Source organism: Peribacillus frigoritolerans (assembly GCF_040250305.1).
Lineage (GTDB): Bacteria > Bacillota > Bacilli > Bacillales > DSM-1321 > Peribacillus.
The window spans coordinates 807,521-833,079 of record NZ_CP158190.1; the positions used below are offsets into that span (position 1 = coordinate 807,521).

The 25,559-nt window shown below is 36.2% G+C and carries 25 protein-coding genes; 21 read left to right on the plus strand and 4 right to left on the minus strand.

All coding sequences use genetic code 11. From position 1 onward, the window contains the following. Positions 1-106 precede the first annotated feature (106 nt). From ABOA58_RS03890 to ABOA58_RS03920, 7 genes are all read left to right on the plus strand, one after another. Positions 107-922: a lipid II flippase Amj family protein gene (locus ABOA58_RS03890; protein WP_350301288.1), complete on the plus strand. Its 816-nt coding sequence runs from the start codon at positions 107-109 to the stop codon at positions 920-922. Between the two features lie 174 nt (positions 923-1,096). After that, a complete protein-coding gene (locus ABOA58_RS03895; protein ID WP_350301289.1) occupies positions 1,097-1,630 on the plus strand; it encodes a hypothetical protein in 534 nt (177 codons plus the stop codon). Between the two features lie 420 nt (positions 1,631-2,050). Beyond that, complete coding sequence (locus tag ABOA58_RS03900; protein ID WP_350301290.1) at positions 2,051-2,401, plus strand: PadR family transcriptional regulator; 351 nt, start codon at positions 2,051-2,053, stop codon at positions 2,399-2,401. Next, positions 2,388-3,230, plus strand: a complete 843-nt coding sequence (locus ABOA58_RS03905; protein ID WP_350301291.1) for a permease prefix domain 1-containing protein — start codon at positions 2,388-2,390, stop codon at positions 3,228-3,230. The genes ABOA58_RS03900 and ABOA58_RS03905 overlap by 14 nt, the downstream gene beginning before the upstream one ends. 543 nt (positions 3,231-3,773) lie before the next feature. Continuing rightward, positions 3,774-4,805 (plus strand): alpha/beta hydrolase, encoded by a 1,032-nt coding sequence (locus ABOA58_RS03910; RefSeq protein ID WP_350301292.1) that lies wholly within the window; start codon positions 3,774-3,776, stop codon positions 4,803-4,805. Between the two features lie 231 nt (positions 4,806-5,036). Further along, a complete protein-coding gene (locus tag ABOA58_RS03915) occupies positions 5,037-5,636 on the plus strand; it encodes a hypothetical protein (RefSeq protein ID WP_350301293.1) in 600 nt (199 codons plus the stop codon). Between the two features lie 629 nt (positions 5,637-6,265). After that, positions 6,266-6,415 carry a hypothetical protein gene (locus ABOA58_RS03920; protein WP_048680414.1) on the plus strand — a complete coding sequence of 50 codons (150 nt, stop codon included), beginning with the start codon at positions 6,266-6,268 and terminating at the stop codon, positions 6,413-6,415. Positions 6,416-6,474: 59 nt separating this feature from the next. Here the strand turns inward: ABOA58_RS03920 and ABOA58_RS03925 are convergent, their stop codons facing one another. Next, the gene (locus ABOA58_RS03925; protein ID WP_350301294.1) at positions 6,475-6,699 is read right to left on the minus strand and encodes a hypothetical protein; all 225 of its coding nucleotides are present in this window, start codon (positions 6,697-6,699) and stop codon (positions 6,475-6,477) included. A gap of 872 nt (positions 6,700-7,571) precedes the next feature. Between ABOA58_RS03925 and ABOA58_RS03930 the strand changes: the two genes are divergently transcribed. The 4 genes from ABOA58_RS03930 (at position 7,572) to ABOA58_RS03945 (ending at position 10,565) form a co-directional block, all read left to right on the plus strand. After that, positions 7,572-8,078: a DNA topology modulation protein gene (locus tag ABOA58_RS03930; protein WP_350301295.1), complete on the plus strand. Its 507-nt coding sequence runs from the start codon at positions 7,572-7,574 to the stop codon at positions 8,076-8,078. 170 nt (positions 8,079-8,248) lie between these two features. Then, on the plus strand, positions 8,249-8,782 hold the full coding sequence (locus ABOA58_RS03935; RefSeq protein WP_350301296.1) for a GNAT family N-acetyltransferase: 534 nt from the start codon (positions 8,249-8,251) through the stop codon (positions 8,780-8,782). A 158-nt stretch (positions 8,783-8,940) separates the two neighbouring features. Then, positions 8,941-9,870 carry an aminoglycoside phosphotransferase family protein gene (locus tag ABOA58_RS03940; RefSeq protein ID WP_350301297.1) on the plus strand — a complete coding sequence of 310 codons (930 nt, stop codon included), beginning with the start codon at positions 8,941-8,943 and terminating at the stop codon, positions 9,868-9,870. A gap of 134 nt (positions 9,871-10,004) precedes the next feature. Continuing rightward, positions 10,005-10,565 (plus strand): histidine phosphatase family protein, encoded by a 561-nt coding sequence (locus ABOA58_RS03945; protein WP_350302783.1) that lies wholly within the window; start codon positions 10,005-10,007, stop codon positions 10,563-10,565. A 222-nt stretch (positions 10,566-10,787) separates the two neighbouring features. Here the strand turns inward: ABOA58_RS03945 and ABOA58_RS03950 are convergent, their stop codons facing one another. Further along, complete coding sequence (locus tag ABOA58_RS03950) at positions 10,788-12,011, minus strand: IS110 family transposase (protein ID WP_350299195.1); 1,224 nt, start codon at positions 12,009-12,011, stop codon at positions 10,788-10,790. Positions 12,012-12,575: 564 nt separating this feature from the next. Here ABOA58_RS03950 and ABOA58_RS03955 point away from each other — a divergent pair. Then, positions 12,576-12,956 (plus strand): winged helix-turn-helix transcriptional regulator, encoded by a 381-nt coding sequence (locus ABOA58_RS03955; protein ID WP_350301298.1) that lies wholly within the window; start codon positions 12,576-12,578, stop codon positions 12,954-12,956. Positions 12,957-12,990: 34 nt separating this feature from the next. On the opposite strand, the gene ABOA58_RS03960 is transcribed toward ABOA58_RS03955, so the two are convergent. Beyond that, on the minus strand, positions 12,991-14,061 hold the full coding sequence (locus ABOA58_RS03960; RefSeq protein WP_350301299.1) for an SDR family oxidoreductase: 1,071 nt from the start codon (positions 14,059-14,061) through the stop codon (positions 12,991-12,993). 447 nt (positions 14,062-14,508) lie between these two features. Here ABOA58_RS03960 and ABOA58_RS03965 point away from each other — a divergent pair, with 447 nt between their 5' ends. The 4 genes from ABOA58_RS03965 to ABOA58_RS03980 all read left to right on the plus strand — a co-directional run bounded on the left by ABOA58_RS03965 (position 14,509) and on the right by ABOA58_RS03980 (position 17,616). Beyond that, positions 14,509-14,973 carry a DnaD domain protein gene (locus ABOA58_RS03965; protein ID WP_350301300.1) on the plus strand — a complete coding sequence of 155 codons (465 nt, stop codon included), beginning with the start codon at positions 14,509-14,511 and terminating at the stop codon, positions 14,971-14,973. 712 nt (positions 14,974-15,685) lie between these two features. Continuing rightward, a complete protein-coding gene (locus ABOA58_RS03970; protein WP_350301301.1) occupies positions 15,686-16,108 on the plus strand; it encodes a DUF4181 domain-containing protein in 423 nt (140 codons plus the stop codon). A 195-nt stretch (positions 16,109-16,303) separates the two neighbouring features. After that, a complete protein-coding gene (locus tag ABOA58_RS03975; RefSeq protein ID WP_350301302.1) occupies positions 16,304-17,095 on the plus strand; it encodes a phosphotransferase in 792 nt (263 codons plus the stop codon). A gap of 155 nt (positions 17,096-17,250) precedes the next feature. Beyond that, entirely contained in the window at positions 17,251-17,616 is a 366-nt protein-coding gene (locus ABOA58_RS03980; RefSeq protein ID WP_350302784.1) for a DUF4440 domain-containing protein, read from the plus strand. A gap of 161 nt (positions 17,617-17,777) precedes the next feature. Here ABOA58_RS03980 and ABOA58_RS03985 read toward each other — a convergent pair whose 3' ends face one another. Continuing rightward, on the minus strand, positions 17,778-17,864 hold the full coding sequence (locus ABOA58_RS03985) for an IS3 family transposase (protein WP_350302785.1): 87 nt from the start codon (positions 17,862-17,864) through the stop codon (positions 17,778-17,780). Positions 17,865-18,118: 254 nt separating this feature from the next. On the opposite strand from ABOA58_RS03985, the gene ABOA58_RS03990 reads away from it, so the two are divergent. The 5 genes from ABOA58_RS03990 (at position 18,119) to ABOA58_RS04010 (ending at position 25,413) form a co-directional block, all read left to right on the plus strand. Then, positions 18,119-19,612, plus strand: coding sequence for an aldehyde dehydrogenase family protein (locus tag ABOA58_RS03990; RefSeq protein ID WP_350301303.1), 1,494 nt, complete (start codon positions 18,119-18,121; stop codon positions 19,610-19,612). Between the two features lie 143 nt (positions 19,613-19,755). Beyond that, positions 19,756-20,658, plus strand: a complete 903-nt coding sequence (dapA, locus tag ABOA58_RS03995; protein WP_350301304.1) for a 4-hydroxy-tetrahydrodipicolinate synthase — start codon at positions 19,756-19,758, stop codon at positions 20,656-20,658. 46 nt (positions 20,659-20,704) lie between these two features. Next, positions 20,705-22,096: a flavin monoamine oxidase family protein gene (locus ABOA58_RS04000; RefSeq protein ID WP_350301305.1), complete on the plus strand. Its 1,392-nt coding sequence runs from the start codon at positions 20,705-20,707 to the stop codon at positions 22,094-22,096. Between the two features lie 426 nt (positions 22,097-22,522). Then, positions 22,523-23,899: an MFS transporter gene (locus tag ABOA58_RS04005; RefSeq protein ID WP_350301306.1), complete on the plus strand. Its 1,377-nt coding sequence runs from the start codon at positions 22,523-22,525 to the stop codon at positions 23,897-23,899. A 602-nt stretch (positions 23,900-24,501) separates the two neighbouring features. Beyond that, positions 24,502-25,413: a DMT family transporter gene (locus tag ABOA58_RS04010; RefSeq protein ID WP_350301307.1), complete on the plus strand. Its 912-nt coding sequence runs from the start codon at positions 24,502-24,504 to the stop codon at positions 25,411-25,413. Positions 25,414-25,559: the final 146 nt, after the last annotated feature.

Here is a 25,559-nt window from a genome sequence, read left to right on the forward strand (position 1 = left end):
ACAGCACTTTTTCTTATGGAACTAAAGGGGCAGGTTAGTTCCATAACACAAACTGGAAATATATGTGTTAATATGGGAAGAAATATATTAAAGTAGGTAATTTGTTTTGGAACTCTTAACAGAAAAATTAATTCTTATATCTCTATTTATATTTATTATCCATTCTATCGAAACACTTGCATATGCAGTCAGATTATCTGGTGCAAGAGTAAGATTGTTAGCTTCAGCTCTATCCTTATTTAACTTGATGGTTATGATTTCTCGAATAGCGAATATGATGCAGCAACCATTTACAGGGAGCCTGGTTGATAATGCTCCTAAAGTAAATACACTAGAGTTTGTTGAAAATCAATACAGGATCATTATTGGTTCATCAACATTAGGAACAATAATAGGTATTCTTTTACTTCCTACTTTTATTGCTATTTTTTCAAGGGCTATTGTTCATTTATCTGAAGAAAGAGGCTCTATACCATCTTTGATTAAAAAGGGGTTAACTTTCGAATACATTAAGCGTGGGATAAAACACATTCATTTACCAAAGTTTTCTTACTTAAAGGATATTAGATTTAAAAATATTCCAATAAGATTGTTTTTAATTAATATGGTAATAACTGCAATCTATACAATTGGAGTGTTATCTGCGTTATATGCTGCTTTAATAGCTCCAGAAAGGGCAACAACTGCTATTATGGCATCGGGTCTTATAAATGGAATAGCTACAATTTTACTTATAATTTTTATTGACCCTAAAATATCTATTCTTGCTGATGACGTAATAAATCAAAAGGGAAGTTACCTTAATCTCAAGGGTGTATCTCTTATGATGGTTACTTCTCGGTTATTAGGAACGATTCTAGCCCAAGTGTTTTTTATTCCAGGGGCAGGATATATTGCGTGGTTTACTAAATTTATTGTCTAATAAATATCTGATTTCTAAACAACTAACGGGTGCGTTAGCTAAAGATCGGAGCTGTCTTTAAGGCAGCTTTTTCTTATGGAACTAAAGGGGCAGTTTAGTTCAAGAAGAATTCACACTTATTTCCGGAAATTATTGTTATAATAATACAGTTATGTTAAATAAAGGGGTGTTGAATTGATTGGTTGGTTAATTATTTTCTGTGAGATTGGATTTTGGGTGTTTGTTTTAGCAGGATTATTAGTTAGATATATTTTAAAGAAAAAGAAGCTTGGTACATTGTTGCTTATTTGTACGCCTATCGTCGATATCATTTTACTCATTGCTACTGTTTTAGATTTAAAAAATGGGGCAATTGCAACAACCGTACATGGACTTTCTGCCATTTATATAGGGGTAAGTGTAGCGTTTGGGCATCAGATGATCAAATGGGCGGATGCGCATTTCGCTTATAAATATGGAAATGGTGAAAAACCTATAAAAAAGAAAAGATTCGGATGGGAACATGCTAGACAGGAGCGTATAGGATGGTTCCGGCATTTTGTTTCTTGGTTAATAGGAGGATCTGTTTTAGCAGTGATGATCTTTTCGATTAATAATTCTTCTCAGACTCAAGCATTGCTTAATACTTTAAAATTATGGACATTGATCTTGGTTATTGATTTTATTATCAGTTTTAGTTATACCTTGTTTCCAAAAAAAGAAAGGTAAAGTTTTCTTTCCATCTTGAAAATAGTTGAAACGAATATGGTAAGAGGACTAGAAGATAAAAGAGTAAAGTCTCTTTTTTTAAGTAATGGAGGAGGTTAAGTGGAAGATGAAATATTGTCTTTATCCTGTTTCATATACACCTTGATGTAAATACAGTAGAGGAGGAATTGAATTTTAAAAAAGATTAGCATGCTTCCATTATTAATCTATTAAAAAAAAGCCAAAAAGTCACTCCAAAAACTGAAGCTCCTTTTTCAACTAAAAGGTGCTTTACTTCAATAAGAAAGGTTGCTGAGGCAGCCTTTTTCTTTATGGAACTATCGGGGCAGGTTAGTTAATTAAGGAACAACATGTTTTTTTGAAGGAATACCTTGCATTATAAGGTAATGTAAAATATATTTATACCAAGAGGTGGTAAAATTGGAAATTAATAAGGAAGTCTTGAAAGGTCATATAGACACTCTCATCCTTTCTCTTTTACATAGGAGGGATATGTACGGCTATGAATTAGCCAAAATCGTTCGAGAAAAGAGTGATGACCAATTTGAATTAAAAGAAGGTACGCTTTATCTATCTTTAAAGAGATTAGAAAAGAATGAATGGGTTTCTTCTTACTGGGGGGATGAACAAGGACCAGGAGGAAGAAGAAAATATTACAAGCTTACAGCCATGGGTGAAGAAGAATTTGAAAAAAAGCGTTCGGAATGGAAATTTGTAAAAAAATTAATCGATACGTTTTTGGAAGGGGGAGAAAAGAGTGAAGCAAATTGAAGAGTATGTTAATTCTGTTTATCGAAATGTTGATGGTGATAAAAATGAAATTGACGAATTAAAAGAGGAAATGCAATCGCATTTATTAGAGGCTGCCTATGAGTTAAAAGAAAAGGGAGTATCGGAAGAAGAAGCGAGCAGAATGGCTATTGAAAACTTCGGAGATAAAAAACATATGATTAAAGGATTATCAGAATTTTTTAGTGTACAAAAGAGATTTGCTCGTTATATCTTATTATTTTCATTGGTTTCACTTGTGCTAGGAGCTATCATTTTTGTAAATACCTCCTTAGAAATATATAATTTCAAGGAAGAAAGAAGCATCATCATGAACGATGTGTTAACCATTGTAGGTGATGATGATGTGATTTCTGACTCCAAAAAAGAGGATATTCAAACTCTTTTCGACGAACATAAGGATCATTTGAATTATCTTGCAATATTTAACACAGAAGAGAACGCTCAATTAAAAGATTGGTTGAAAGAATTTAATATAACACAAAAACCTTCTACCACTTACCCCATTGAATATCAGTATGCAACATTTATGATTGAAGATCCGTATGAAATTTTTAATAAAGAAGGAATTGTTAGCGATAATTATGATTTAGGAACAGTGGCGAGTACAAAGGATAATTGGATTGTTCAATATGAATATAAGGATACCTACCAGAATGTTATTGAAGCAAATAATTCATGGGCATTAGGAGATTACATGGATATTTTTCAGCTGCCGATTTTGTTCTTTGTAGTGTTTGGGGTTCTAATTATTGTTTGGGGATTCTTAAAAAAATATCATAAAACATATTTAAAAGGACTTATAAACTGAATTTCTTAATGAACTAACGGGTGGTTTAGTTCAATAAGGGAGGTTGCTGAAGCAACCTTTTTTTTATGCAACTAAAGGGGCAGGATAGTTCAATAAGGAAATGGAAACATAACCCAATATATCGGTCTTTATGCTATAGTTAAATAGACATATAGAGTATAGTGATGAAAAAAGCCGTTATTATATTTTATTAATTCAATAATAAAAAGGTGGTGAGATAAATGATGGTTTTTGTACCAGGAGTCTAAACAGTTATAGCTGCTAATTCTATTTTACAATGGTTTCGTAAACATAAGGGGACTAGAAGGGGTTGCTTAGGGGATTCTCTATGTCCTTTCAATTTGTTTTGCGATTTTATCGTTAATTATGGCAAAAAGGCCATCAAAGGCACGATAAAAAGAGCTTATTATTTCTTGAACTACCAGGTGCTTAGTGCAATAAGGATTATCAAAATTAATCAATATCCATCACATTAAATAAGAGCATGTTTTGATCAATCGTATATTTGGATTACATTAAGCAGAAAGGAATTAAAGGAATTAGATGAAAAATATAAAGAAATTAATAAAATATATCGGAGTAATTATTATATTAGTACTAATCATAGCACTTTTTTCCCCTACATGGACTCCGCATATAAAAGGTGATAACAGTATAAGTGCATTAGAACAAGTAGAGATAAATGGAAGTAGTCATGAAATTATGATACGTGGCAATGATAAGGATAATCCAGTTATTATTTTTGTACATGGAGGACCCGGATGTCCGGAAATACCATATGCCGATAAATACCAAGACTTATTGGAAACCAATTTTACGGTTGTTAATTACGACCAAAGAGCAAGTGGAAAATCATATCATTTTTTGGAGGACTATTCTAATCTTTCATCAGACTTACTGGTAGAGGACTTATTGGCTATGACCGATTATATATCAGAACGTCTTGGCAAAGAAAAGGTAATACTAATTGGTCATTCTTATGGTACATATATTGCAATGCAAGCTGCCTATAAAGCCCCTGAAAAATATGAAGCATATATTGGTATTGGACAGATGAGTGATACAACAGAAAGCGAGATTGACAGTTTGAACTACAGTATTAATCAGGCTCAAAATGTTGGTAATACGGATGATGTTTTATATTTACAAGGGTTAACTGAAAAAATCAAAAATGGCGATACGTTTACCCCACGAAATTATGTTATGAAATATGGTGGGGCTTCAAGACTTATTGATAACCCCGATGGTGATAACATAGGTATTTTATTGAGTAGTGAGTATAACTTATTAGATGTAATCCGTTATAACTATGGGTTATCCTATTCTCAAAAGACTTTGTTAAAGGAAGTATTAAAAAATCCATTACCTACTATAGTAACGAAACTTAAATTACCGTGCTATTTTATCATGGGTAAATATGACTATATGACTTCATCTAATGCAGCAAAAAAATATTTTGATATGATTGAAGCAAATAAAAAAGAATTTATTACTTTTGAACAATCAGCTCATTATCCACAATTTGAAGAGAAGGAAAAATTTTATGAATGGATGTGCGATACATTCATAAAATAAATATAAATAAATAGGGTAGCTTTTTTCTTACCTTGAAAGAGAGATTGTGAAGGATTGTACTTAAACTAACGGGTGCGTTAGCTGAAGATCGGAGCTGTCTTTAAGACAGCTTTTTCTTATGGAACTAAAGGGGCAGGTTAGTTGAAGAACATTATTTCTAATAAATCCATTATTTGTTAATATAGAGGTAACTAATGATTTGCTTTTGAAATAAAAATGAGGGGGAATACAATGAAACGAATGCCATTCGAACAACCAACCGACCATTATGATGAAAAGGTTTTTTCAATAGATGAACAACTTTGTGCATTATTAAAACAACGTAAGGAAATTTCAAATAATGATCCAGGTTTTCCACCTCATAAAAATATCTCAAATTGGGCAAAAAGGTTCGGACTGTACGAAGATTTGTTAAATTCGGTATTCGGTACATTGAGAAATGATGAAGAATTTAGACCACGTGTTGAACCAAAAGATTTTAGACGGCATTTACCCATCTTAAAATCAGTTGATAAAGGTGAATATTTATATACCGTAACTTTTATTCGGCAATATCAGAATGCAAGCGTGGTTCATCTTAATATCGATTGGGATTCGACGAAGGAGTCACCATACGACGGGCATCAACACAATTTTTTCGAATTGTTTTTAGGAGAACAATATGATTGTCGATGGGATACTGGAAGTGGTTCAACAGGACAATTCGTATATAGTTTTATCGTGTCTCCGCCGTTACCTGACGATATTTCAGGACTTGATTTAGTTTTTAGAGAATATAGCGTGCCTTTTGGGGACAAACCCACAGGTCTAGAGATTTCAATGCATTTGTAATAATTTCTAAAGAGTGATTTACTTCATTATTGGGAGATATTGGAAGCCTCCCTTTCTTAATTGTGCGTTTGCTGAAGATTGGAGCTGTCTTTAAGGCAGCTTTTTTTATAGAACTAAAGGGGGAGGTTAGTTGAATAAGGAAATATTTGGATTGAGGTAGATATAAGTAGAAAAGTTAAGAATAAGGGGTGATTTTTTGGAGAAAAATATTGGGGATGTAGATTTTTTTAAACAAGTAGTAAAAAGACTTTGCAAAAAAAAGAAACCTTAATTGAAATCATCGAGAACGTAATGGTTATTAGCATTAAGAATCATTTAAAAGATGGAGTAGACTTAGATTGTTTTAATATTTTAAACCTTATTTACCGAACAATTGGACCTTTAGAAGAGAGCTGAACAAACAAGAAATAGAATTATTGAGGCTTATGCAGAGTGCATTTTATTTTGATTATAGCAATGAAATGAATACCATTTGGCGATGAATTATTTACTAAGTTTTTAATGTTTTTACTGATATATGCAAAGTTACCAGTACACTAATAAAGTAATAAGGTTTATTTCAGTAAAATAAGGTATATTATATTTGTTGAATAGATTCTCTTTAAAGACAAGAAAAGTAGGTGAACAAAGTGGGAAAATATCAATTGGATACCAAAGGTAAGGTAGCTGTGACAAAGTTTCATGAAAAACAGAAGCCTGCCAAATTTGATAAAAAGCAGCAACTTGAAAAAATACGTGCGGAGTATTTGAAAAAGAAGCAAAAACAAACAGATAAATAATATGAATGAAAACATAGGAAGACTAAAATCTCCCTATGTTTTTCTTATTCGAAGTTCTTTTAGAGTTTATTATTCCCATAAATTTCAGATTCGGTGACAAAAAACTCGTCATCAGATATCCATTCCTCACTAAAAATTTCAGTAGCAGAATCAATAGACCAGCCGTTATTTTGGATACACCAGTAATCTCCAACAGAAATTTTTAAAACATTTGGATACTCACTTGGCTTAGGTAGCTGAATAAAAAGATAAGTCTCGATCTTTTCAGCAAGATACTTTCTCAACACCCCACACTCAAAGAAAGTCAGGGAATACCAATGCGCTGAATTTACTTCTAATAACTTAAAGGTAAACCAATGAGTAAACCTATAAAAAACCTACTATATCAACGTTTATATGTTAAAAGGTTTACAGGTTTATGCAATTATTGAATTCTTATATAAAAAAATAGATAGATGATGAGTTAGAGTTAGCCTTAGACAAAATTAGCTTATCAATCATCATTAGAAAGTTTGAAAATCGCTTAGAATGGTTTTCTGAACACACAAAGCTGATTAATAAGCATAGATGGAATGTAGCAAGCTACCAGCGTTTAGCTTAAAAGCTTTTATTGCTAGTAGTTTTCTTACCACAGCTAAACATTTCTGATATGCTCCAATAAAAAATAAAGCAACGCATTCCAATATAGAAACGGCTGCTTTAATTCATACTTTCAATTTTACGCTTGACGAGTTTTTTATAAAAATGGCTACGGTTTTGGTTACGTTTCTAAATAGTTGTAAATCAACTCTAGTCAAATGCGATAGTTAAGAAACATTGTATTCATCGTAAGAACTAATATAGAATAATTTAAAATAATTGGGAAAATATACCTCAAATAAATAAACTGCAATCTATTAAATTGTTGATATATCAATGTTTCTAACGTGTTTTTTGATGAATTTATAAACTTAGTTACGTTATTGATTACGTTTTTCCCAATTTTCTGTATATGGTGCAAACAAAAACAAGAAAATAGGTAAGTTATTCATCGTTCAAATTTTATGGGGCTGGAAACTGCTCCATTTTCTAATGGAACTAAAGGGGCAGGATTGCTTAAGAAGGATTATTACCCTTTTTTGTGGAATTAGTTTGCTTTTATAAGGGGAGGTATCTGGTGAAAAAAATTGTCATTATTGGTTCGGGGGGTTCTGGAAAATCCACTTTGGCAAAGCAGTTAGGCGAAAAGTCAAAAAGAAATGTTTATCATCTTGATGCATTATTCTGGAAACCTAATTGGATAGGTGTTCCAAGAGATGAACAAAGAAGAGTTCAAAAAGAATTAGTTAAAGAAGAAGAATGGATAATTGATGGGAACTATGGTGGGACAATGGAGATAAGACTTAATGCAGCAGATACAATAATCTTTCTCGATATTCCGAGAACAATTTGCGTCTTTCGTGCATTTAAAAGAATGCTTCAATATCGAAATAAAACAAGACCAGATATGGGAGAGGGTTGCGAAGAAAGGTTTTCCTTTGAGTTTTTTAAATGGATATGGGAATATCCCAAGACGAAAAGACCTAAAATTTTAGAGAGACTTGATCAGTTGTCTAAAGATAAAGAAGTTATTATCTTAAAATCACCAAAAGAAGTTCAATATTTTTTGGAAAAAGTGCAATAACTATAACTTTTTGTTTAGCTAACAGGTGCTTTAACTGAAGATCGGAGCTGTCTTTAAGGCAGCTTTTTCTTATGGAACTAACGGGGCAGGTTAGGTCATTAAGAATCTAATGAAATATATGGTATAATATGTAATAAATATACATAAGACCTAACAAGGGAGAGTTATTAATGTTTCCAATATTAGAGACAGAAAGACTAATACTAAGAGAAATAAAAAAAGAGGATGCAGAAGGTATTTTCGCTTGTTTTTCTAACAACAATGTAACACGTTATTATGGGCAAGAAACATTACGGAGTATAGAACAAGCAGAGAAGTTCGTTGATTTCTTTTCAAAAAACTACGATGAACAAAGAGGCATACGCTGGGGGATTGAAAGAAAAGAGACCAAAGGTATAATTGGAACAATTGGCTTTAATGCTTGGTTGCCTAAACATAAAAGAGCAGAAATAGGGTATGAAATCCATCCAGAGCAGTGGAGAAAAGGATATACTTCAGAAGCAATAGCTAAAGTTCTTTCATATGGCTTTGATGTTATGGATTTAACTCGTATAGGTGCTGTTGTATTTATTGACAATGAAGCATCTAATAATTTACTAATTAAAATTGGTTTTCAAAAAGAGGGAGTTTTGAAGAAATATATGTATCAAAATGGTGAAGCACACGATACCTATGTCTATTCATTACTCGAAAGTAATAATTAATTAAAGTTCTTCAGCCAACAGGTGCGTTCGTTTAACAAAGGGTTGCTGCGGCAGCCTTTTTCTAATGGAACTAAAGGGACAGGTTAGTGGAATAACTGAAAACTAAAGGGACATTTGTTAATGTTATAGAAGTGAAAAGATAAAAGTTGAGGTAATATATGGATGAAATTATAAAAACTCTTCGAGACAGAATAAAGTTTTTAAAAAACGCCACTAAAATTGAAAAACTATCAAAAGGGTACTCTCCCGATAAAAAATATGTGGTTTATGTTGATGATAACAAATTTTTGTTACGGGTATATGATATGGTGGGGCATGAAAAGAAGAAGGCAGAGTTTCAAATATTGAACAAAATGAAACAGTATAATGTTCAATCATCACAACCGATTGATATAGGTATTATTGAAGCGTTAAACGCCGGTTATAATATTTACTCTTATATCGATGGTATAGATGCAAAAGAGGCAATACATACACTTAAAGAAGAAGAACAATATAAAATTGGAATGGAAGCAGGTATACAACTATCGAGGATGCATTTATATGAAGCTCCTTCAACAGTTAAAAACTGGTATGAACGAGCGATGGATAAGCATTATAGATATCTAAATGCTTACAAATCTTGTGGAATAAAGATTAAAAATGAAGAAAAGATTATTGATTTTATTGAAAAGAATAAACATCATGTAAAATATCGTTCCAATCACTTGCAGCATGATGATTTTCATCTGGAGAATATTATTGTGAATGATAAGCAGTATGCTGGTGTAATTGATTTTAATAATTTTGATTGGGGGGACCCATATCATGACTTTGTAAAAGTAGCATTATTTCAAAGGGAATTAAGCGTTCCATTTTCAATTGGACAAATTGAAGGATATTTTGTTGGTAGTGTTCCTGAAGATTTTTGGATGCTTTATTCTATCTATACGGGAATGGTTATCTTTTCATCAGTTGTATGGTCTTTACGATTTGCACCAGACAATTTAGATGCAATGATAACACGATTATACGTTGTGTTGGAAGACCACAAAGATTTTGAATTACTAAAACCTACATGGTATGAACCAAATAAGTTATTAAACTAACAGGTGCTTTAATAAGGGAGGTTGCTGCGGCAGCCCTTTACTTATGGAACTAAAGGAGCAGTTTAGTTAATCAAGGAAAATAAAAGAGAATAGTAGAATAAGCTTTTACTATTTAATTGGGGGATACTTGTATGATAAAAAAGATTTATGTTGTTAGACATTGTGAAGCACAGGGCCAATCTTCTGAAGCACGATTAACAAAAAAAGGATTGAAACAAGCGAAATATTTATCTGAATTTTTCTCCAATACTAAAATTGACCGAATCATATCAAGTCCATTTTTACGTGCTATTCAATCAGCAGAACCAATAAGTAAGAAAAAAAACTTGAAAATAGAGATTGATGAACGTTTGTCAGAACGCACACTAAGTACAACGGACTTACCTGACTGGTTTGAAAAACTTAAAGCAACGTTCAATGATATGGAGTTGAAATTTGAAGGAGGAGAGTCGAGTCAAGAAGCAATGAACCGAATAGTAAACGTTGTAGGTGAAGTGTTTAAAAGTGAAACTGAAAACACAATAATCGTTACTCACGGAAATTTAATGTCTTTACTGCTAAAGAATTATAATAATAACTTTGATTTTGAATGTTGGAAGAATCTTAGTAATCCTGACGTCTTTCAATTAACTTTTACAAAAAATGATGTAAATATGGAACGTATATGGCAAGAAGAAACAATAATAAATATTTGATTAGGCGTATTATTTTGTTCAACTAACAAGGGATTTAATCAATAAGGGAGTTGCATGGCAGCTCTTGTTCTTATATTTGTGAAGGATGTACTTAAACTACCATGAAAATAGACTTCTGGAATTTAGGGGAAAAGGCAATACTTAAGAAGACGCAGCTCATTGTTTTTTTAAAAAGGGGAGAGCGCCTAATTTACTGATTTATTGTAGGTAAGTGGACTGAATTTAAGATGCTTCAGGTTCTTGTAACGTAACTGTGTATCCTAAACTTTCAAGTCTTCTTAGTGAGTGCCGAAAAATTGATTGTTGTCTCTGCTTATCAAAGTAGTCTTCGCCTAAGTCTACATACATTTCTTTTCGAGTTAAGAGATAATAGGAGATACGTAACATGGCATGAGCGACTACTATTCCTGCTCGTTTCTTACCTTTTCGTGATGCTGTACGCCTATACAGTGCTCCGAGATAGTTTTTAGATCCTCTTACAGAATGAGCTGCTTCTGTTAATGCTGATCTCAAATACTTGTTTCCTTTTTTTGTTTTAGCCGATTTTCTTTTTCCCGCACTTTCGTTATGCCCAGGAACTAGTCCTGCCCAAGAACACATATGAGCTGCACTTGGAAACTGTTTCTTAATATCAGTCCCAATTTCAGATAAAATTTGCTCAGCCATTCTTGTAGCTATGCCAGGAATAGAGTCTAATCGTTCCACATCTTCTTGATAGGAGCTTACTCTTTCCTCGACCTCTTGGTCGAGCATCTCGATTTGCTCTGTTAAAAAATCAATATGCTTTAAAATGGTTTTTAACATGAGGCGTTGATGCGAATTGATATAACCTTTAAGGGCGAGTTCTAGTTCATCTTTCTTCTTTTTCATTGTGCGTCGAGCAAAGTTTGCTAGTTTTTCAGGGTCTTCTTCACCTTCGGCAATTGCGTTAAGCATGTCACGAGCCGAAACACCCATAACGTCTGAAACCACTGAGCCTAGCTTAATATTTGCGCCCTCTAACACTTTTTGGATGCGATTATGTTGTCTAGCACGTTCTTCAATGATACTTCTACGGTACCGAACTAGTTCACGTAGTTCCCGTTGATTTCGATCTGGAATGTAACTAGCTTTTAGAAGTCCATGACGAAGAAGTTTGGCAATCCATTCTGCATCTTTAACATCTGTTTTACGCCCTGGCACTGCTTTCATATGTTGAGCATTCACAACTAAAAACTCAATCTCTTCAGCTTCTAATAAATTAACAATAGGTTTCCAATATACACTGGTACTCTCCATGGCAACATGAGTACAGTTATTCTGTTTAATCCAATCCACTAACTGAATTAGAAAAACAGTTTTTGTTGAAAACGTTTGAATCTCCTTTCCTTCTGGTGTCATAATACATGCAGTAATATTGTCCTTATGGACATCCATACCACATGCTCTTTCAATGACTACTTCCATTGAAAACATCCTTTCTACGGCTCTCAATATAATTGGAGGCTGGTGCAAAAACCAGAATAGGATTAATCTACCATGTGTGCTTCCCGTAAGGGAGCGACAGTCAGTGGTGCACCTTGGTCGTTGGAGTCAGACTAACGGATGGGCTCTAACGCACCATAGTTCATCGACCTTCCTCTCCCAGCCGTAGAATCAGTATTGACCGTTCTGAACCATTTTCATTCTCTGTGGTGAAGCGCTGATTTTTGCGCTTCATGGATGGCTAACGGGTGCATTAGCTGAAGATCATAGCTGTCTTTTAGGCAGCTTTTTCTTATAGAACTAAAGGGCAGGATAGTTAAAGAGTGCTGTTTGACCTTTGTTCAGCAATTGGGCCATGTTCTTGAATAAGAGAAGAGATTAATCGTAAGAATCGAACTATAAGTTATTCAATTAACGGGGGCAGGATAGCGCAATATTTTGCTTGCAGTTATAATGTTCAAAAACGGATATTTACTGGCTCCAATTCATATGATGTTTACCAGTGACCTGTGTCGAAATATTCTAAAAAGGGAGGTAAGGTGTGTAATGAAGGATCCTAATAAGATTTACAACACTGCGGTAGAGGGAACTTTGGAGGTGATTGGAGGAAAGTGGAAACCAGTAATTCTCTTTCATCTAACATTTGGAAAGAAACGTAACAATGAATTGAAAAGCTTGATACCCGCAATTACTCAAAAAATGTTAACGCAGCAACTTCGGGAGCTTGAAGAGGAAGGCGTCATCTTGCGCATTTCTTACAATCAGGTTCCACCAAAAGTCGAATATGAGTTAACAGACTACGGCTGGAGTCTAAAGGAGATCCTTCATCTGATGTGTAGGTGGGGGGATTTGCATATAGAGAGAAAGTACGGGGGAAGGGCTACCGTTCTAGCCAATCCACAGCTTGAAGACGTACATGACATATAAGAAGCCGACCTAATTTACAAGGCCGGCTTTTCGTTTATGGGATAACTTTACGTTTGCGGAAGTCGTCGAAGATGTTCATAAACATCGCTTCGGTATCGACGTATTCGTGAAAACCTAAGCGACGGGCCTTAGTTCCGTCGGCGAAGAAATCGTAATCCCAAGAGAACACGAAATCACCAAATCGCCAGGAGGATACGTCTTTATAGGAATGCCGAGCAAGCCCATGATTCTTGACCATTTTGTTCCAAAGTTGCTCCTTGTCCGCCATGACAACGTCAAGTGGCATCTGAAGCGGAGGCGCCGTCTCCAAGCCGAAGTAGTGAGCGATCTTCGGCCATAATTCATTCCAACGGAACAGATCGCCGTTCGTGATGTTGAATGCCTGATTAGCACAACGCTCGTCTGTCGCCGCCCATACTGTTGCCTTCGCGAGAAGCCCCGCATCTGTCATCTCCAAGAGGCTGTCATAAGCACCCGGTTTGCCCGGAAACCGTAGCGGAAGTCCAAGCTCCTTCGAAATTGAGGCGTAGATCGCAATAACCATGGCGAGGTTCATCGGATTTCCAAGCGAGAAACCGCAGACTACAGAAGGACGGAGCGCCGACCAAGTCCAAGCCTTACCTTTTTGCCTTTGTTCTAAGAAATCTTGCTGATCGATATTGAACTCGGGTGGCATATGGTTAGCGTCTGTCTCACGAGCAGGGGTCTTGAACGGGCCGAGATGTGCGCCGTATACCTTGTATCCCTGCATCAAACTGACATGTTCTAAACCCGACGCGATTGGTTCTATCGCCTCTACGGTATTCACTAGCATGGCGAGGTTGGGCGGAACAAGTTCGGCCCAAGTTGGACGGTCCTGATAGGCGGCATAGAAGATGTGTGTTACCTCAGTTAAACTGTTTAGCTTCTCGCGGGTGTCGTCTATATTGAGTAGATCTGCAGCCACATACCGGACACGGCCGACAGACTCTCCGCCTCGACGCGATACGCCGATCACGTCCCAGTCAGGGAGAGTAATGAGGTGATCAATAAGGTTGCGTCCGATAACACCATTTGCGCCTACGACCAAGGCGACTTTGCGTGTTGTTTGAGATTCATTATTCATAATGTTTCAGCTCCTTCTGTATTGTGCTTTGTTCACTGTTATTTTGCATCAAGAAACCACACTTGAGAAGTACGCACTTTGAAGTACCATAAGAACTTTTTTGTAATCCAGCAGTGCTCTTAAGACAAATATTTTGTATTAATAACATCAAAAAAGCCATCATTTTAAAATAATGCTAGTTTACTAAATTGTTATATAATCCTCTCACTTCTCTTATTCGTTCTTGCGCTAACGGGTACGTTAGTAAAATAACTTAGAAGCCATTTTTGAAGCTCTTTCATATTTTTCAATCTTTCGCAATCGGGCCATATAATTGAAAAGCACGTTTTAAAAAATCTTGAATTAGGTGAGATTGTGAAGAAATGTACTTAAACTATCGGGGCAGTTTAGTTCAATAGGCAGGGAAATATTGAAGGTGTAATGAAATAGAAATTTAAGGAGAAAAGGATGACGAAAAAGAAGAAAACATTAAAAAAAACAAAGGGTAAAATAATACAAGGTAAGACAACAGAAGATAGATTTAAAGAAATACATGGAATGACTATTCAGGAATGGAACGCAAAGCAAGAAGAAGAATTTAAAGCTAAAACAGGAATGACTTACGATGAATGGTATGTAAATCAAGTAAAAACAACGACACCGATTGAATTTATTAAAGAACCCAAAGGTACTATTACAGAAGAAGATGTAAAGTTAATTAAGGATTTGCAAGAATTGGGACTGAAAGATGAAGTAATAATCGTTTTACTGCATTATGTTATAGTGGTCAGTAGAATCGGAATGGTACACTCCTTGGTTAAAGAATTGGGTAAAAGTTGGCACGAAAACAATCTAACTACTGTTGAAGAAGCTTTTGTCTTTGTTAGGGATGAACAGAAAAAATACAAAGAATCACCAGGGAAAAATTACTGATATGGTCGTAATTAGAAATTTATTCTTTAAGTAACGGGTGCGTTAGCTTAAGATCGGAGCTGTCTTTAAGGGCAGCTTTTTCTTTATGGAACTATCGGGGTATGTTAGTTCCATAAAGATTTGGATTTTTATGGTATAATTTTAAAGGTTGCAACGGATCCTGTATCATGCTCACCCTTCAGTCACCTTGCTCTATATCATTACCGAACAAGATACAAATAACGTATTGAAAATATTAGTGTTTTTCACTGAAGTTTTGTTTCATTCGTAGTGATCGTTATAAATTACAAAAAAGGACGATTTATTATGTCTAAAAAAATAGTAATTATTCTAGGAGCATTTATATTAACTCTACTTACTTTAAATAACCCTTTAACTGTTATGTGGGAAACCTCTGGAGTATTTGAAGTTTGGAGTTTTTGGATTATAGTTCTTGTTCTATTTTTCTATTTATGATTCTGTTCTACATCACCTTTTTTAGATCCGTGGGCTGCCATTTGGCCTTTTTTGCTTAAACGGGTGCGTTAGCTGAAGATCGTAGCTGTCTATAAGGCAGCTTTTTCTAAGGGGCAGGATAGTTCAAGAGTGTATATGGAGTTGTTCAACAATTGGGCCACTTTATTGAAGATGGGTCTTGTTTAGAATGAGTATATTTGAAATAATTGGAGCTTGATAAAAAAGAAAGAGTTTTTTTGTAGGTGGTGATTCGTTCGTGGAGAGTGTTTTCGTAAAGTTAATTTTAATGTTATCCGTTTTTGGACTTTTTCTCTTTTTCATTAATAAAGTTTTGAGAAAATGGCTTAATGTTGAAAAGAAAAAATTGTTTTCCTATGGCCATGTAAATGATAAACACAAAAAAATTGATTGGACAATTAGAATCATTTTTATTGTCTTTTTGTTTATCGGTTTTTTCACTAACGTCAAACGTGAACCTTTAGAACATATTTGGTTTTTGGAAACGCATATCCTTTTGTTTGTTTTTATAATTGCATCTGAAACAGTTAGAGTAATTATGGAGAAGAGATATGCTGAAAATAGAAATGATTATATTTTTTCAACTATTCAATTAGTGATAATATCAATATTTTTACTTTCAGTGTTTACGACTGATTTTTTTGGGTTGTTGAAATGGTAAAAAATCTATCTTCAGCAATCGTGCGCGATTCTTGAATAAGGTTCGCTTTTCTTATAGAACTAATGGGTGCGTTAGCTGAAGATCGGAGCTGTCTTTAAGGCAGCTCTTTTCTTATGGAACTAAAGGGGCAGAATAGTTGGACAAACAGGAATTGGTTTACGGATATAGAAAGTCATAGTTGGGAGGTATATATAGATGTCAAACCATGAAAACGAAGAGATGCTAACAGGAGGGAATGTTTCTAATGTTTGCCATTCGGGAGATACAGTGCGACGGGAATTAAAGCCAGATAGTCCCAAAATTCATAAGCTATTAAAGCATTTGGAGAACAAAGGTTTCAGTTATGCACCAAAGTTTTTAGGTGTTGATGAAAAAAGAAGAGAGATATTATCATTTATTGAAGGAGAAGCGGGTAATTATCCTTTAAAGGAATACATGTGGTCTGATGATGTCTTAATGGATATAGCGAAAATGCTCCGTCTTTATCATGATTCTGTCAGTGATTTTTCATTTGATGGTAGCTGGGAATCGATAGATAACACCCCCCAACAATTTGAGGTACTATGCCATAATGATTTTGCAATGTACAACATTATTTTTAATCATAAAAGACCAATAGGCATTATTGATTTTGATGTTGCTGGACCTGGTCCAAGACTTTGGGACATAGCTTATACTCTTTATACTTGCGTTCCCTTAAGCAGATTTTATCTTTCTGAAACAGGTGAGAAAGTTTATTATAATTCATTACAGCATGCTAACCGTATAAAACGAAGAGTTAGATTGTTTTTTGAATCTTACGGTGAGGGAATAGAAGAAAATTATTTGGAAATGGTATTGCTGCGATTAGAAGGTTTATGTAAAACCATTACAAGAAAAGCCAGGGAAGGTGATATTCCTTTTCAAAAAATGATTGCTGAAGGGCATCTTAAACATTATCAAAATGATATCAATTTCATTCGACAACATGGAAAAGAGTGGATTTAAGGGTAGGTTTTTGTTGAACTAACCGGTGCTTTACTTCATTGACAGAAGCTGATCAGCAGCTCCTTTTTGCAACAAACGGGGCAGGTTAGCTTGAGGAAGGAAAAGCGAGTATTTGGGATGTTTTTATAATGGACAGTAAAAAAGGGGAGTGGAAAATGGAAAGTGAATCTTCGTTAGAAGAACATTTACGTCAACTGGAAGAGAAGTTGTTAAAACCAGAAATTCGTACATCCAAAAAAGAGCTTAATAATTTACTTGCAGACAATTTTTTTGAATTTGGAAGTTCTGGTAACGTCTTGTACAAAGATGAGGGGATTGGTGAAGAAGGAATAGGTGAGGTAAAGATGACATTGAGTGATTTTGAAATACATCCATTGTCTGAAGAAATAGTGTTAACTACCTACCGAATATTTAACGAAGGTAAAAAACAACATTCATTGCGAAGTTCAATTTGGAAATTTAGAGATGGAAGATGGAAAATGTTCTTTCACCAAGGTACAAAAACAACTCCTTCGCTTTAGTTACTTAATGAACTAACGGGTGCGTAGCTTAAGATCGGAACTGTCTTTTAGGCAGTTTTTTCTTTATGGAGCTATCGTAATTGTACATCCTTCACAAAGTAAGAAAAAAAGCCAACCTCTACTGAAACTATGCTCCATTTTTCGAAAGTATAAAAAAGTGCCTATGCTGCTATTAGGCGGCCCCGGTATTGTACCGGGGCCATTTTCTTTAGTCCCCATTGATAACGACACTCATTGTATTCTTCTATAACTCAATTAACTTCTTCCTTCACATCCGTTAAATTAGTTTTTTACGTTTTCAGCCAATTAACATTAGTATGCCTGAAAATACCCGAATGTTAGATGTTATGAATATTAAACGAATGAATAAAAATATTCCCTTTTAAAAAAAATGGTTTACAACAATTCATTTTGTTGGTAACATTTGTTTTAATAAATAATTTGAAAAATTCAGTTATTTATCGTTTGGAAACTTAAAAACTAAAAAGGAGAGATAAATAAAATGGAGGCAACTGATTACAAATTAAAACCGAAAGTAAAAAAATTCTTGGAAGAATCTATAGGTCTATATATTAATGGAGAATACGTACCAGCGGTTGGTGGAGAAACATTCGATGTCATTAACCCTGCTACTGAAGAGGTAATTGCACAAGTTAGCGAAGCACAAACTGAAGACATCGATATTGCCGTGCGAGCTGCAAGAAAAGCATTCGATGAAGGTGAATGGCCGGAAATGAAAGCGGCTACACGTTCGCACCTTCTTTATAAGTTCGCAGATCTTTTGGAAGAAAACCGTGAAGAGCTTGCGCAACTCGAGTCCCTTGATAACGGTAAGCCATATAAAGTCGCATTAACAGATGACGTTGATGGTTCAATCCAACACTTCAGATATTATTCGGGTTTCGCAACGAAAATACAAGGAAAAACGACACAAGTATCACCAGAATATGTGAATTACACTGTTCATGAACCTGTCGGGGTTGTAGGCCAGATTATCCCTTGGAACTTTCCTCTTTTGATGGCTGCTTGGAAGCTGGGATCGGCTCTGGCTGTTGGTTGTACAGTGGTTATTAAACCGGCAAGTGAAACACCACTTTCTCTACTCTATATAGCAAAACTGTTCAAAGAAGCTGGTTTTCCGGACGGCGTTGTTAACATCACTCCTGGCTCCGGTAGAGTTGCTGGAGAAGCAATTATCACTCATAAAATGGTGGACAAATTGTCGTTCACTGGATCAACAGCTGTCGGAAAAGAAGTCATGAAGAAAGCTGCAGATCAAATCAAAGGAGTCACGCTAGAGCTAGGTGGTAAATCACCTGCAATCATCCTGGAGGACGCCAACCTAGAAGAAGCGATTGAAGGGGCATTCAATGGCACGATGTACAACCATGGACAAAACTGTAGTGCTTGTACACGTATCTATGTTCATCGTAAACATTACGAACAGGTAGTGCAGGCATTGGCAGAACGTGTGAACATGTTGAAACTGGGCCCAGGAATGGATCCGGAAACAGATATGGGTCCCCTCGTCTCAGCAAAACAGCAACAAGCTGTTCTTGGCTACATCGAGCAAGGAAAAAGAGAAGGCGCACGTCTTGTTACGGGAGACGAAAATGCATTTAATAAAGGCTATTTTGTTCCACCAACGATTTTTGCGGATGTAGAAGATGACATGGCCATTGCGCGTGAAGAAATCTTTGGTCCAGTAATGTCGGTTTTGGTTTTTGATACGGTTGAAGAAGTTATTAAAAGAGCAAATGATAGCGATTATGGTTTAGCAGCTAGTATTTGGACAGAAAATATCAAAACCGGTCACTATATTTCCCGTAAACTGCAAGCGGGGACAGTTTGGATTAATGATGTTGGTCTTGAATGGGAGTCAATGCCGTTTGGCGGTTACAAACAATCTGGTATTGGACGCGAAATGGGCGGGGAGTATGGCTTAGAGAACTACACGGAAGTGAAAAGTGTGTATGTGAATCTTAAACAAAAGTAGACTGGGAGATTTTAAAATCATGCAAGTCTGTAAAAACTACACACCACCTATATAGATAGATGTAGCTTTTCCATGTGTTTTATCAAGGTTCAAGAAATCAATTGGTAGAAAATCTTTTTAACATGTATGAGGAGGAGAAATATATGTATAAACCATTTGGAATGATTCCAGCTTTACCTACACCTATGAATGAGGATAACAGTATTGATTATAAGGGGCTTGAACAAATAATAGAACATTTGATAAATGGAGGAATGAACTGTCTTTTAGTGGGAGGAAGTACTGGAGAATACTCACTAATGAGCATGGAAGAGCGAAAAGAAGTAATTAAATTTGTGTGTGAAACATCAAACGGTAGATTACCAGTTATGGCGGGTACAGGATGTCATCGAACAGAAGATACAATTGAACTTACTCAATACGCAGCCGAAGTTGGTGCAGATTGTGCCTTGGTCATTAATCCTTATTATATGACAACTAGTAGACAGGGAATTATTGATCATTACAAGGCAGTGGCGGAAAACTCCAGCATTGGGATTGTCATCTATCATTATCCAGATGCTACAGGTGTTGAACTTGATCCAGAATTAATTAATGAAATAAGTCAAATAGATGGAATCGTTGGCATTAAAAATACTGCTGATGGACAGCATACTTCTAAACTTATTGCATTGACAAAAGACAATCCTAACTTTGCGGTACTTACTGGATTTGAACATTTAATCTTACCTACATTAGCATTAGGGGGACATGGTGCTGTTGGATTAGTCCACAACCTGGCTCCGAAAAAAATAGCAAAACTATATGATTTGATCGTAAATGAAAACAACTTAAAAGAAGCAACTAAATTAAATCAGCAATTGTTGGATTTATATAATGTTATTGAAGAAGAAACGATTCCAGGAACATTAAAGGCAGGCTTGGAAGCACTAGGATTACCAGGAGGATCAAGTAGATTACCACTAGTGCCTGCTTCCGAAAAGTTCAAATCAAAGATTGAAACAATATTAAATGAATTAGGGGAACTAAGGTTGAAACAACATTAATTGAATTAGGAGAATGATAGACATACAAGGGATGGGAGGAAATCCAATGAAAGATGTAATTATCATAGGCGGCGGACTTGCTGGTTTGTCTGCTGCCTGGCGCCTTAAACACCATGATATTTTACTTTTAGAATCCGATGATCGTATTGGCGGGCGTGTACGATCTGAACGCCGAGGAGATTATTGGTTGAATTGGGGCGGACATCTATATGCTGGAGCTGGTTCAGCTACAGATGAATTATTTCAATCTGTAGGCATAACTGCATTACCTGTACCAGGAATTTTAACGGCAATGTCTTTGAATGGGAAGTTGCTTTTAGATGGTCCGGTTGAACTGTATCCATTTAGGGCCCCTATGGCATGGAAAGCTAGATTTGCTATGATACGTGCAGGTGCTAAAGTGCGTGCAGCTGTTATCAAGTATGGCAAAGTAGCAAAAAAACGTCCGGGAGAGGACTATAGAGTTCGACAACAACGAATTTTAGAATTTATGGGTGATCGAACCTTTGCCGAATTCACTGGTGAATTACCACCAGATGCAGATGCAATTTTTAGACCTACAGTTAGCCGTTCGACTGGCAGTCCTGAGACGATGACTGCAGGATCAGGTGTAGGATATTTCCACACTGTATGGAACAAAGATGATGGGTTAGGGAGAAATATTGTTGGGGGAGCATCAACGCTTACAAACACGATTGCAACAACATTAGGTGAGCGGGCTCAACTAAATGCAAAAGTTTCAGAAGTTCTTCAGAAAGAAGACTCTGTCGTCGTACACTATACTCAAAATGGCGTGAAGCATGTGGTGGAAGCACGTTATGCAGTCCTCGCGACTCCTGCCACAATTACAAAAAATATTGCGAAAAACATTGATCCGGAAATCGCAGACGCTCTTGGTAAGGTTAAATATGGTCCACATGTTAGTGCAGCATTTTTAACAAATGAAACAGGACCTCAAGTTTGGGATAATGTATATTCTTTTGCTACGCCTAAAAGGTCATTTGACATTATTCTTCATCAATCTAATCTAGTCCGTTCAATAGAAACTGAGAGACAGCCAGGTAGCAGTCTTATGACATTTTCACCGGGGGAAAGCGGGCGTCGGTTAATGGAAAAATCTGATGAGGAAATTATTCAAATATATTTGAAAGATTTAAATGAAATATTTCCTGGTTTTAGTGATCATGTAGTGGAGGCTCACGTAGAAAAATTTCCATTCGGATCAGCTTATATTTTCCCAGGTCGTGCAGAAATACAACCGGTTTTAACAAAATCTGCGGGTCGATTGTTCTTAGCAGGTGATTATTTAGGCTCCTATTATACTGAAACAGCCATTCAAACAGGATTCACTGCAGCCCAGAGTATTAATAGCTTCCTGGATTTCGAGCTTCCCGCATCCCAAAAAGAGAAGAAATTAAAGACTGCAGTTTCTAATTAATTAACATGGCTTTGTTGAGGGAATCAGTTAAACTCATTTTGAAATTATACTAAAGCATGTATATGATTTGCTTGGTCCTTTTTTATAGTACATGAGGCAACCATCTGAGGGATTTCCCAGTTCCTTCAGTTGAGCAGATGTGCTGGATTCGTCCATTCGCCGGAGTTCCCTTTTCTTGTTCTTGAGACAGAAAAGGAGTCGTCCCGGTGAAGCCCCATCCTGTCTAAATTTCGTGACATACTTAGGAATTGTCAATTGAAGTTAACGCAGGACGTACAATACTTAAGCAATAACCCTTTCTATAACTTTGATGAAGTATAATACATGCGCAAAATGGAAGCGTTATCTTTATAACCAAGGTGCTACTTCGCTATTAGGAGCAGATGAATCGAAATTAAAATTTTTTAAAATAATGGGAGGGAATTTATGAATAAAGTCCGTACAATGGATGAGCTGCCTTTAAGTAGATTCCATTATAAAATGTTTGCCTACGCCAGTGGGAGTACATTCATTGATGGTTATATTATCGGAATTATTGCGGTAGCACTTTCTGTCATGCAGTCCCAATTCGATATGTCTTTGACCATTATGGGGTTGATTGGGATGGCAACTCTTGCGGGTATGTTTGTTGGTGGAATAATAGGGGGCTATCTTACAGATATTATCGGCCGGAAGAAGATGTTTCTCATCGATATGCTTATCATGGCTATTGTGTCAATCCTTCAGTTTTTTATCGAAGATCCCATTCAGTTAATAATTTTGCGATTTATTTTAGGTGTTGCAATAGGGGCAGATTACCCAATTGCAGGAGCGTTGATGGCGGAATTTTCTCCGAAAAAAAATCGGGGTTCCTTGCTTGGAGGGCTTAATGGACTCTGGTATGTCGGTTACGCCAGTTCCTATTTAGTCGGTTTCTTTTTGCTATCCATAGGTGATACGAGCTGGAGATGGATGCTTTTAAGCAGTGCGATTCCAGTGATCATCATGCTTGTCGCACGTTTAAATATGCCAGAATCCCCTCTTTGGCTGGCTAGCAAAGGAAGAGAAAAAGAAGCAAACGCTATTGTTCAGAAAATATTCGGGGATCATGTCATCATGTCAGACGAACCAGAGACCAAGGAGAAAACCGCCTTTCTCGATATGTTTCGAAATGGTTATGGAAAATGGATATTTTTCGTGTCTGCATTCTGGTCGCTTCAAGTTATCCCCACCTTTGGAATAGGAACCTATATCCCTGAGATCCTTGCACAATTTGGTTTTGCTAATGGAACGAGGGAATATCTGGGATCGGCAGTCATTAATATCGTCTATCTTGTCGGCTTGCTTCCTGCCCTTTATTTAATTGAAAAATATGGGAGGAGACCTACGCTTATTATTCCGTTTTTGGTATCTGCCATCTCTTTATTCGTACTGGCAGCAACCTCTGGAATGAATACATCGTTTGTTTTTATCCTAGTCCTCTTTATAATATATGGAACGTTTAATACTGCGATGGGAGCTCATGATTGGATCTATCCTAACGAGCTTTTCCCCACTCATATTCGGGGCACGGCAATGGGCTTTATCACAGGAGTAACCCGTATCGCCTCCGCCATCGGAACGTTTTTCTTTCCGTTCATTTTGGAGAATTATGGTTTGGCAGCTACGTTGTATATTTGTGGGGCCTTGTTCTTCATTGGATTTTTAATCTCTCTCTTCATGGCCCCGGAAACAAAGAATATGAGTTTAACGCAAACCAGCTCCATCAACAAATCCAGAAATAAAAGACAAGACAGCTTCGCACCGAAAAAAAACATTAATTAGAAAAGAGAGAGCTTTTAATAAGATTTAGAGAAAAGTATTTTGTCTTCGTTTGGAAGGAACAGTGTTGATAGGAGGTGAAAACGAGGGAGAATTGCTGGAACCAATGGGATGTTGAATGTCTGGAGAGGGTTTGACCCGGCTAGTGGCAAAGTGATTGGCCGGCCTCATTCCCTTTATAGGAAAAGTCATGCCTTTGTGTGAAGGGATCCAGCAAGGGAAGTACCGTACTATTGAATGCAATCGTTACGGGAAATGCCCAGCTGGCTTACCTCTAAAACGAAATCCTAGCCTTGGGAGTGGTCGACTGTTAAAGAACTTTTCCCTGGGGTATATTTTATGAGTGATGAACATAACACTTATCATGAACAAAAGGAGGCGGAGGAGCATGACTCATCATGACATTTGACTCTGCTTCCGTTCAAAAAAAATCTCTGCATGTTAATTTTATCAATATTTAGATTTAATAAAACCACTAGTCATCTTCCGCCTAGACGGATAGGTGGCTTTAAATTTGATGTTATAGTTATGGAGATTCATACTTAATGGAAGCTAAATATTTTGAAGATTGAAATTAACGTACAACTGAATAGGGGGTGAATGAAATGAAAAAATTATCGGGCCTGAGAATTTACTTCATTACAATTGCTGGTGCGGTATGTTGGGGGCTTATTGGTTTATTTATTGCTCCACTGTATGCTCGCGGCTTCACGGCTTGGGATGTAGTTGCCATTCGAGGTATCTTTACCTTTGTAATCTTAATTCTACTTATGGCAGTTTTTTATCGTGATCAGTTACGTACCAGATTAAAAGATCATATTTTTTTCGCTGGTGCGGGAATCTTTAGTATCGCCTTATTTAATTTTTTTTACTTTGAAGTTTTTTCTCAATCGAGTTTATCCCTTGCAGTAACACTTTTATATACAGGTCCCTTGTTTGTAACCATCCTATCTCGGCTCTTTTTTAAAGAGCCCTTGACCATTCGTAAAGGCTGGGCACTTGCTCTTGCTATTACAGGTTGCGCATTTGTTGTAGGTTTACTGCCATTCGGCCAAGAAAGTATACCTATGAATACCTTGTTAATGGGGATTCTATCTGGATTTTGTTATGCGTTGTACAGTATTTTCAGTAAACCTGTAACGAAACGTTATTCTGCATTGACAATTACCACGTACACATTTTTTTATACGAGTATTTTCATGTTATTGACAAGTGACATAATAAGAAAGACCGATAAATTTCAATATGCAGATGTTTGGATGTCAGCGGTGTTGTTAGCGTTAGTATCAACGGTTGCAGCTTTTGTTTTGTACACTTCAGGACTAAAGTATTTAGAAGCTAGTAAGGCTTCCATTTTAGCAACGATAGAACCAATCGTTGCAGTAGTAACTGGAGTACTTTTTCTTGGGGAGCATCTGCGGGGATGGCAGGTGTTAGGGATCGCATTGGTTTTGTATTCAGCAATTCTTGTCGCAGGCGGACGGTCTAAGAGTAAGAAAGCTGTTGATATACAATGATGGACTGGATTGGAGCCCGTTCTCCTATCACTTGAAGTGAACCCGAAAAGTTAGACACTTTATTTAATTAGCAGCCTTGAGGGAATGAACCCGGTAATCCACCGGGCTCATTCTTTTTAATTCTCTTTGATTCGTCTGTGTGATTA

Excerpts from the sequence above, each read along its gene's own strand:
- ABOA58_RS03910 (WP_350301292.1), top strand. The coding sequence starts at position 3,774 with ATGAAAAATATAAAGAAATTAATAAAATATATCGGAGTAATTATTATA.
- ABOA58_RS03915 (WP_350301293.1), top strand. The coding sequence starts at position 5,037 with ATGAAACGAATGCCATTCGAACAACCAACCGACCATTATGATGAAAAG.
- ABOA58_RS03935 (WP_350301296.1), top strand. The coding sequence starts at position 8,249 with ATGTTTCCAATATTAGAGACAGAAAGACTAATACTAAGAGAAATAAAA.
- ABOA58_RS03940 (WP_350301297.1), top strand. The coding sequence starts at position 8,941 with ATGGATGAAATTATAAAAACTCTTCGAGACAGAATAAAGTTTTTAAAA.
- ABOA58_RS03950 (WP_350299195.1), bottom strand. The coding sequence starts at position 12,011 with ATGGAAGTAGTCATTGAAAGAGCATGTGGTATGGATGTCCATAAGGAC.
- ABOA58_RS03955 (WP_350301298.1), top strand. The coding sequence starts at position 12,576 with ATGAAGGATCCTAATAAGATTTACAACACTGCGGTAGAGGGAACTTTG.
- ABOA58_RS03960 (WP_350301299.1), bottom strand. The coding sequence starts at position 14,061 with ATGAATAATGAATCTCAAACAACACGCAAAGTCGCCTTGGTCGTAGGC.
- ABOA58_RS03965 (WP_350301300.1), top strand. The coding sequence starts at position 14,509 with ATGACGAAAAAGAAGAAAACATTAAAAAAAACAAAGGGTAAAATAATA.
- ABOA58_RS03975 (WP_350301302.1), top strand. The coding sequence starts at position 16,304 with ATGTCAAACCATGAAAACGAAGAGATGCTAACAGGAGGGAATGTTTCT.
- ABOA58_RS03980 (WP_350302784.1), top strand. The coding sequence starts at position 17,251 with ATGGAAAGTGAATCTTCGTTAGAAGAACATTTACGTCAACTGGAAGAG.
- ABOA58_RS03990 (WP_350301303.1), top strand. The coding sequence starts at position 18,119 with ATGGAGGCAACTGATTACAAATTAAAACCGAAAGTAAAAAAATTCTTG.
- dapA (WP_350301304.1), top strand. The coding sequence starts at position 19,756 with ATGTATAAACCATTTGGAATGATTCCAGCTTTACCTACACCTATGAAT.
- ABOA58_RS04000 (WP_350301305.1), top strand. The coding sequence starts at position 20,705 with ATGAAAGATGTAATTATCATAGGCGGCGGACTTGCTGGTTTGTCTGCT.
- ABOA58_RS04005 (WP_350301306.1), top strand. The coding sequence starts at position 22,523 with ATGAATAAAGTCCGTACAATGGATGAGCTGCCTTTAAGTAGATTCCAT.
- ABOA58_RS04010 (WP_350301307.1), top strand. The coding sequence starts at position 24,502 with ATGAAAAAATTATCGGGCCTGAGAATTTACTTCATTACAATTGCTGGT.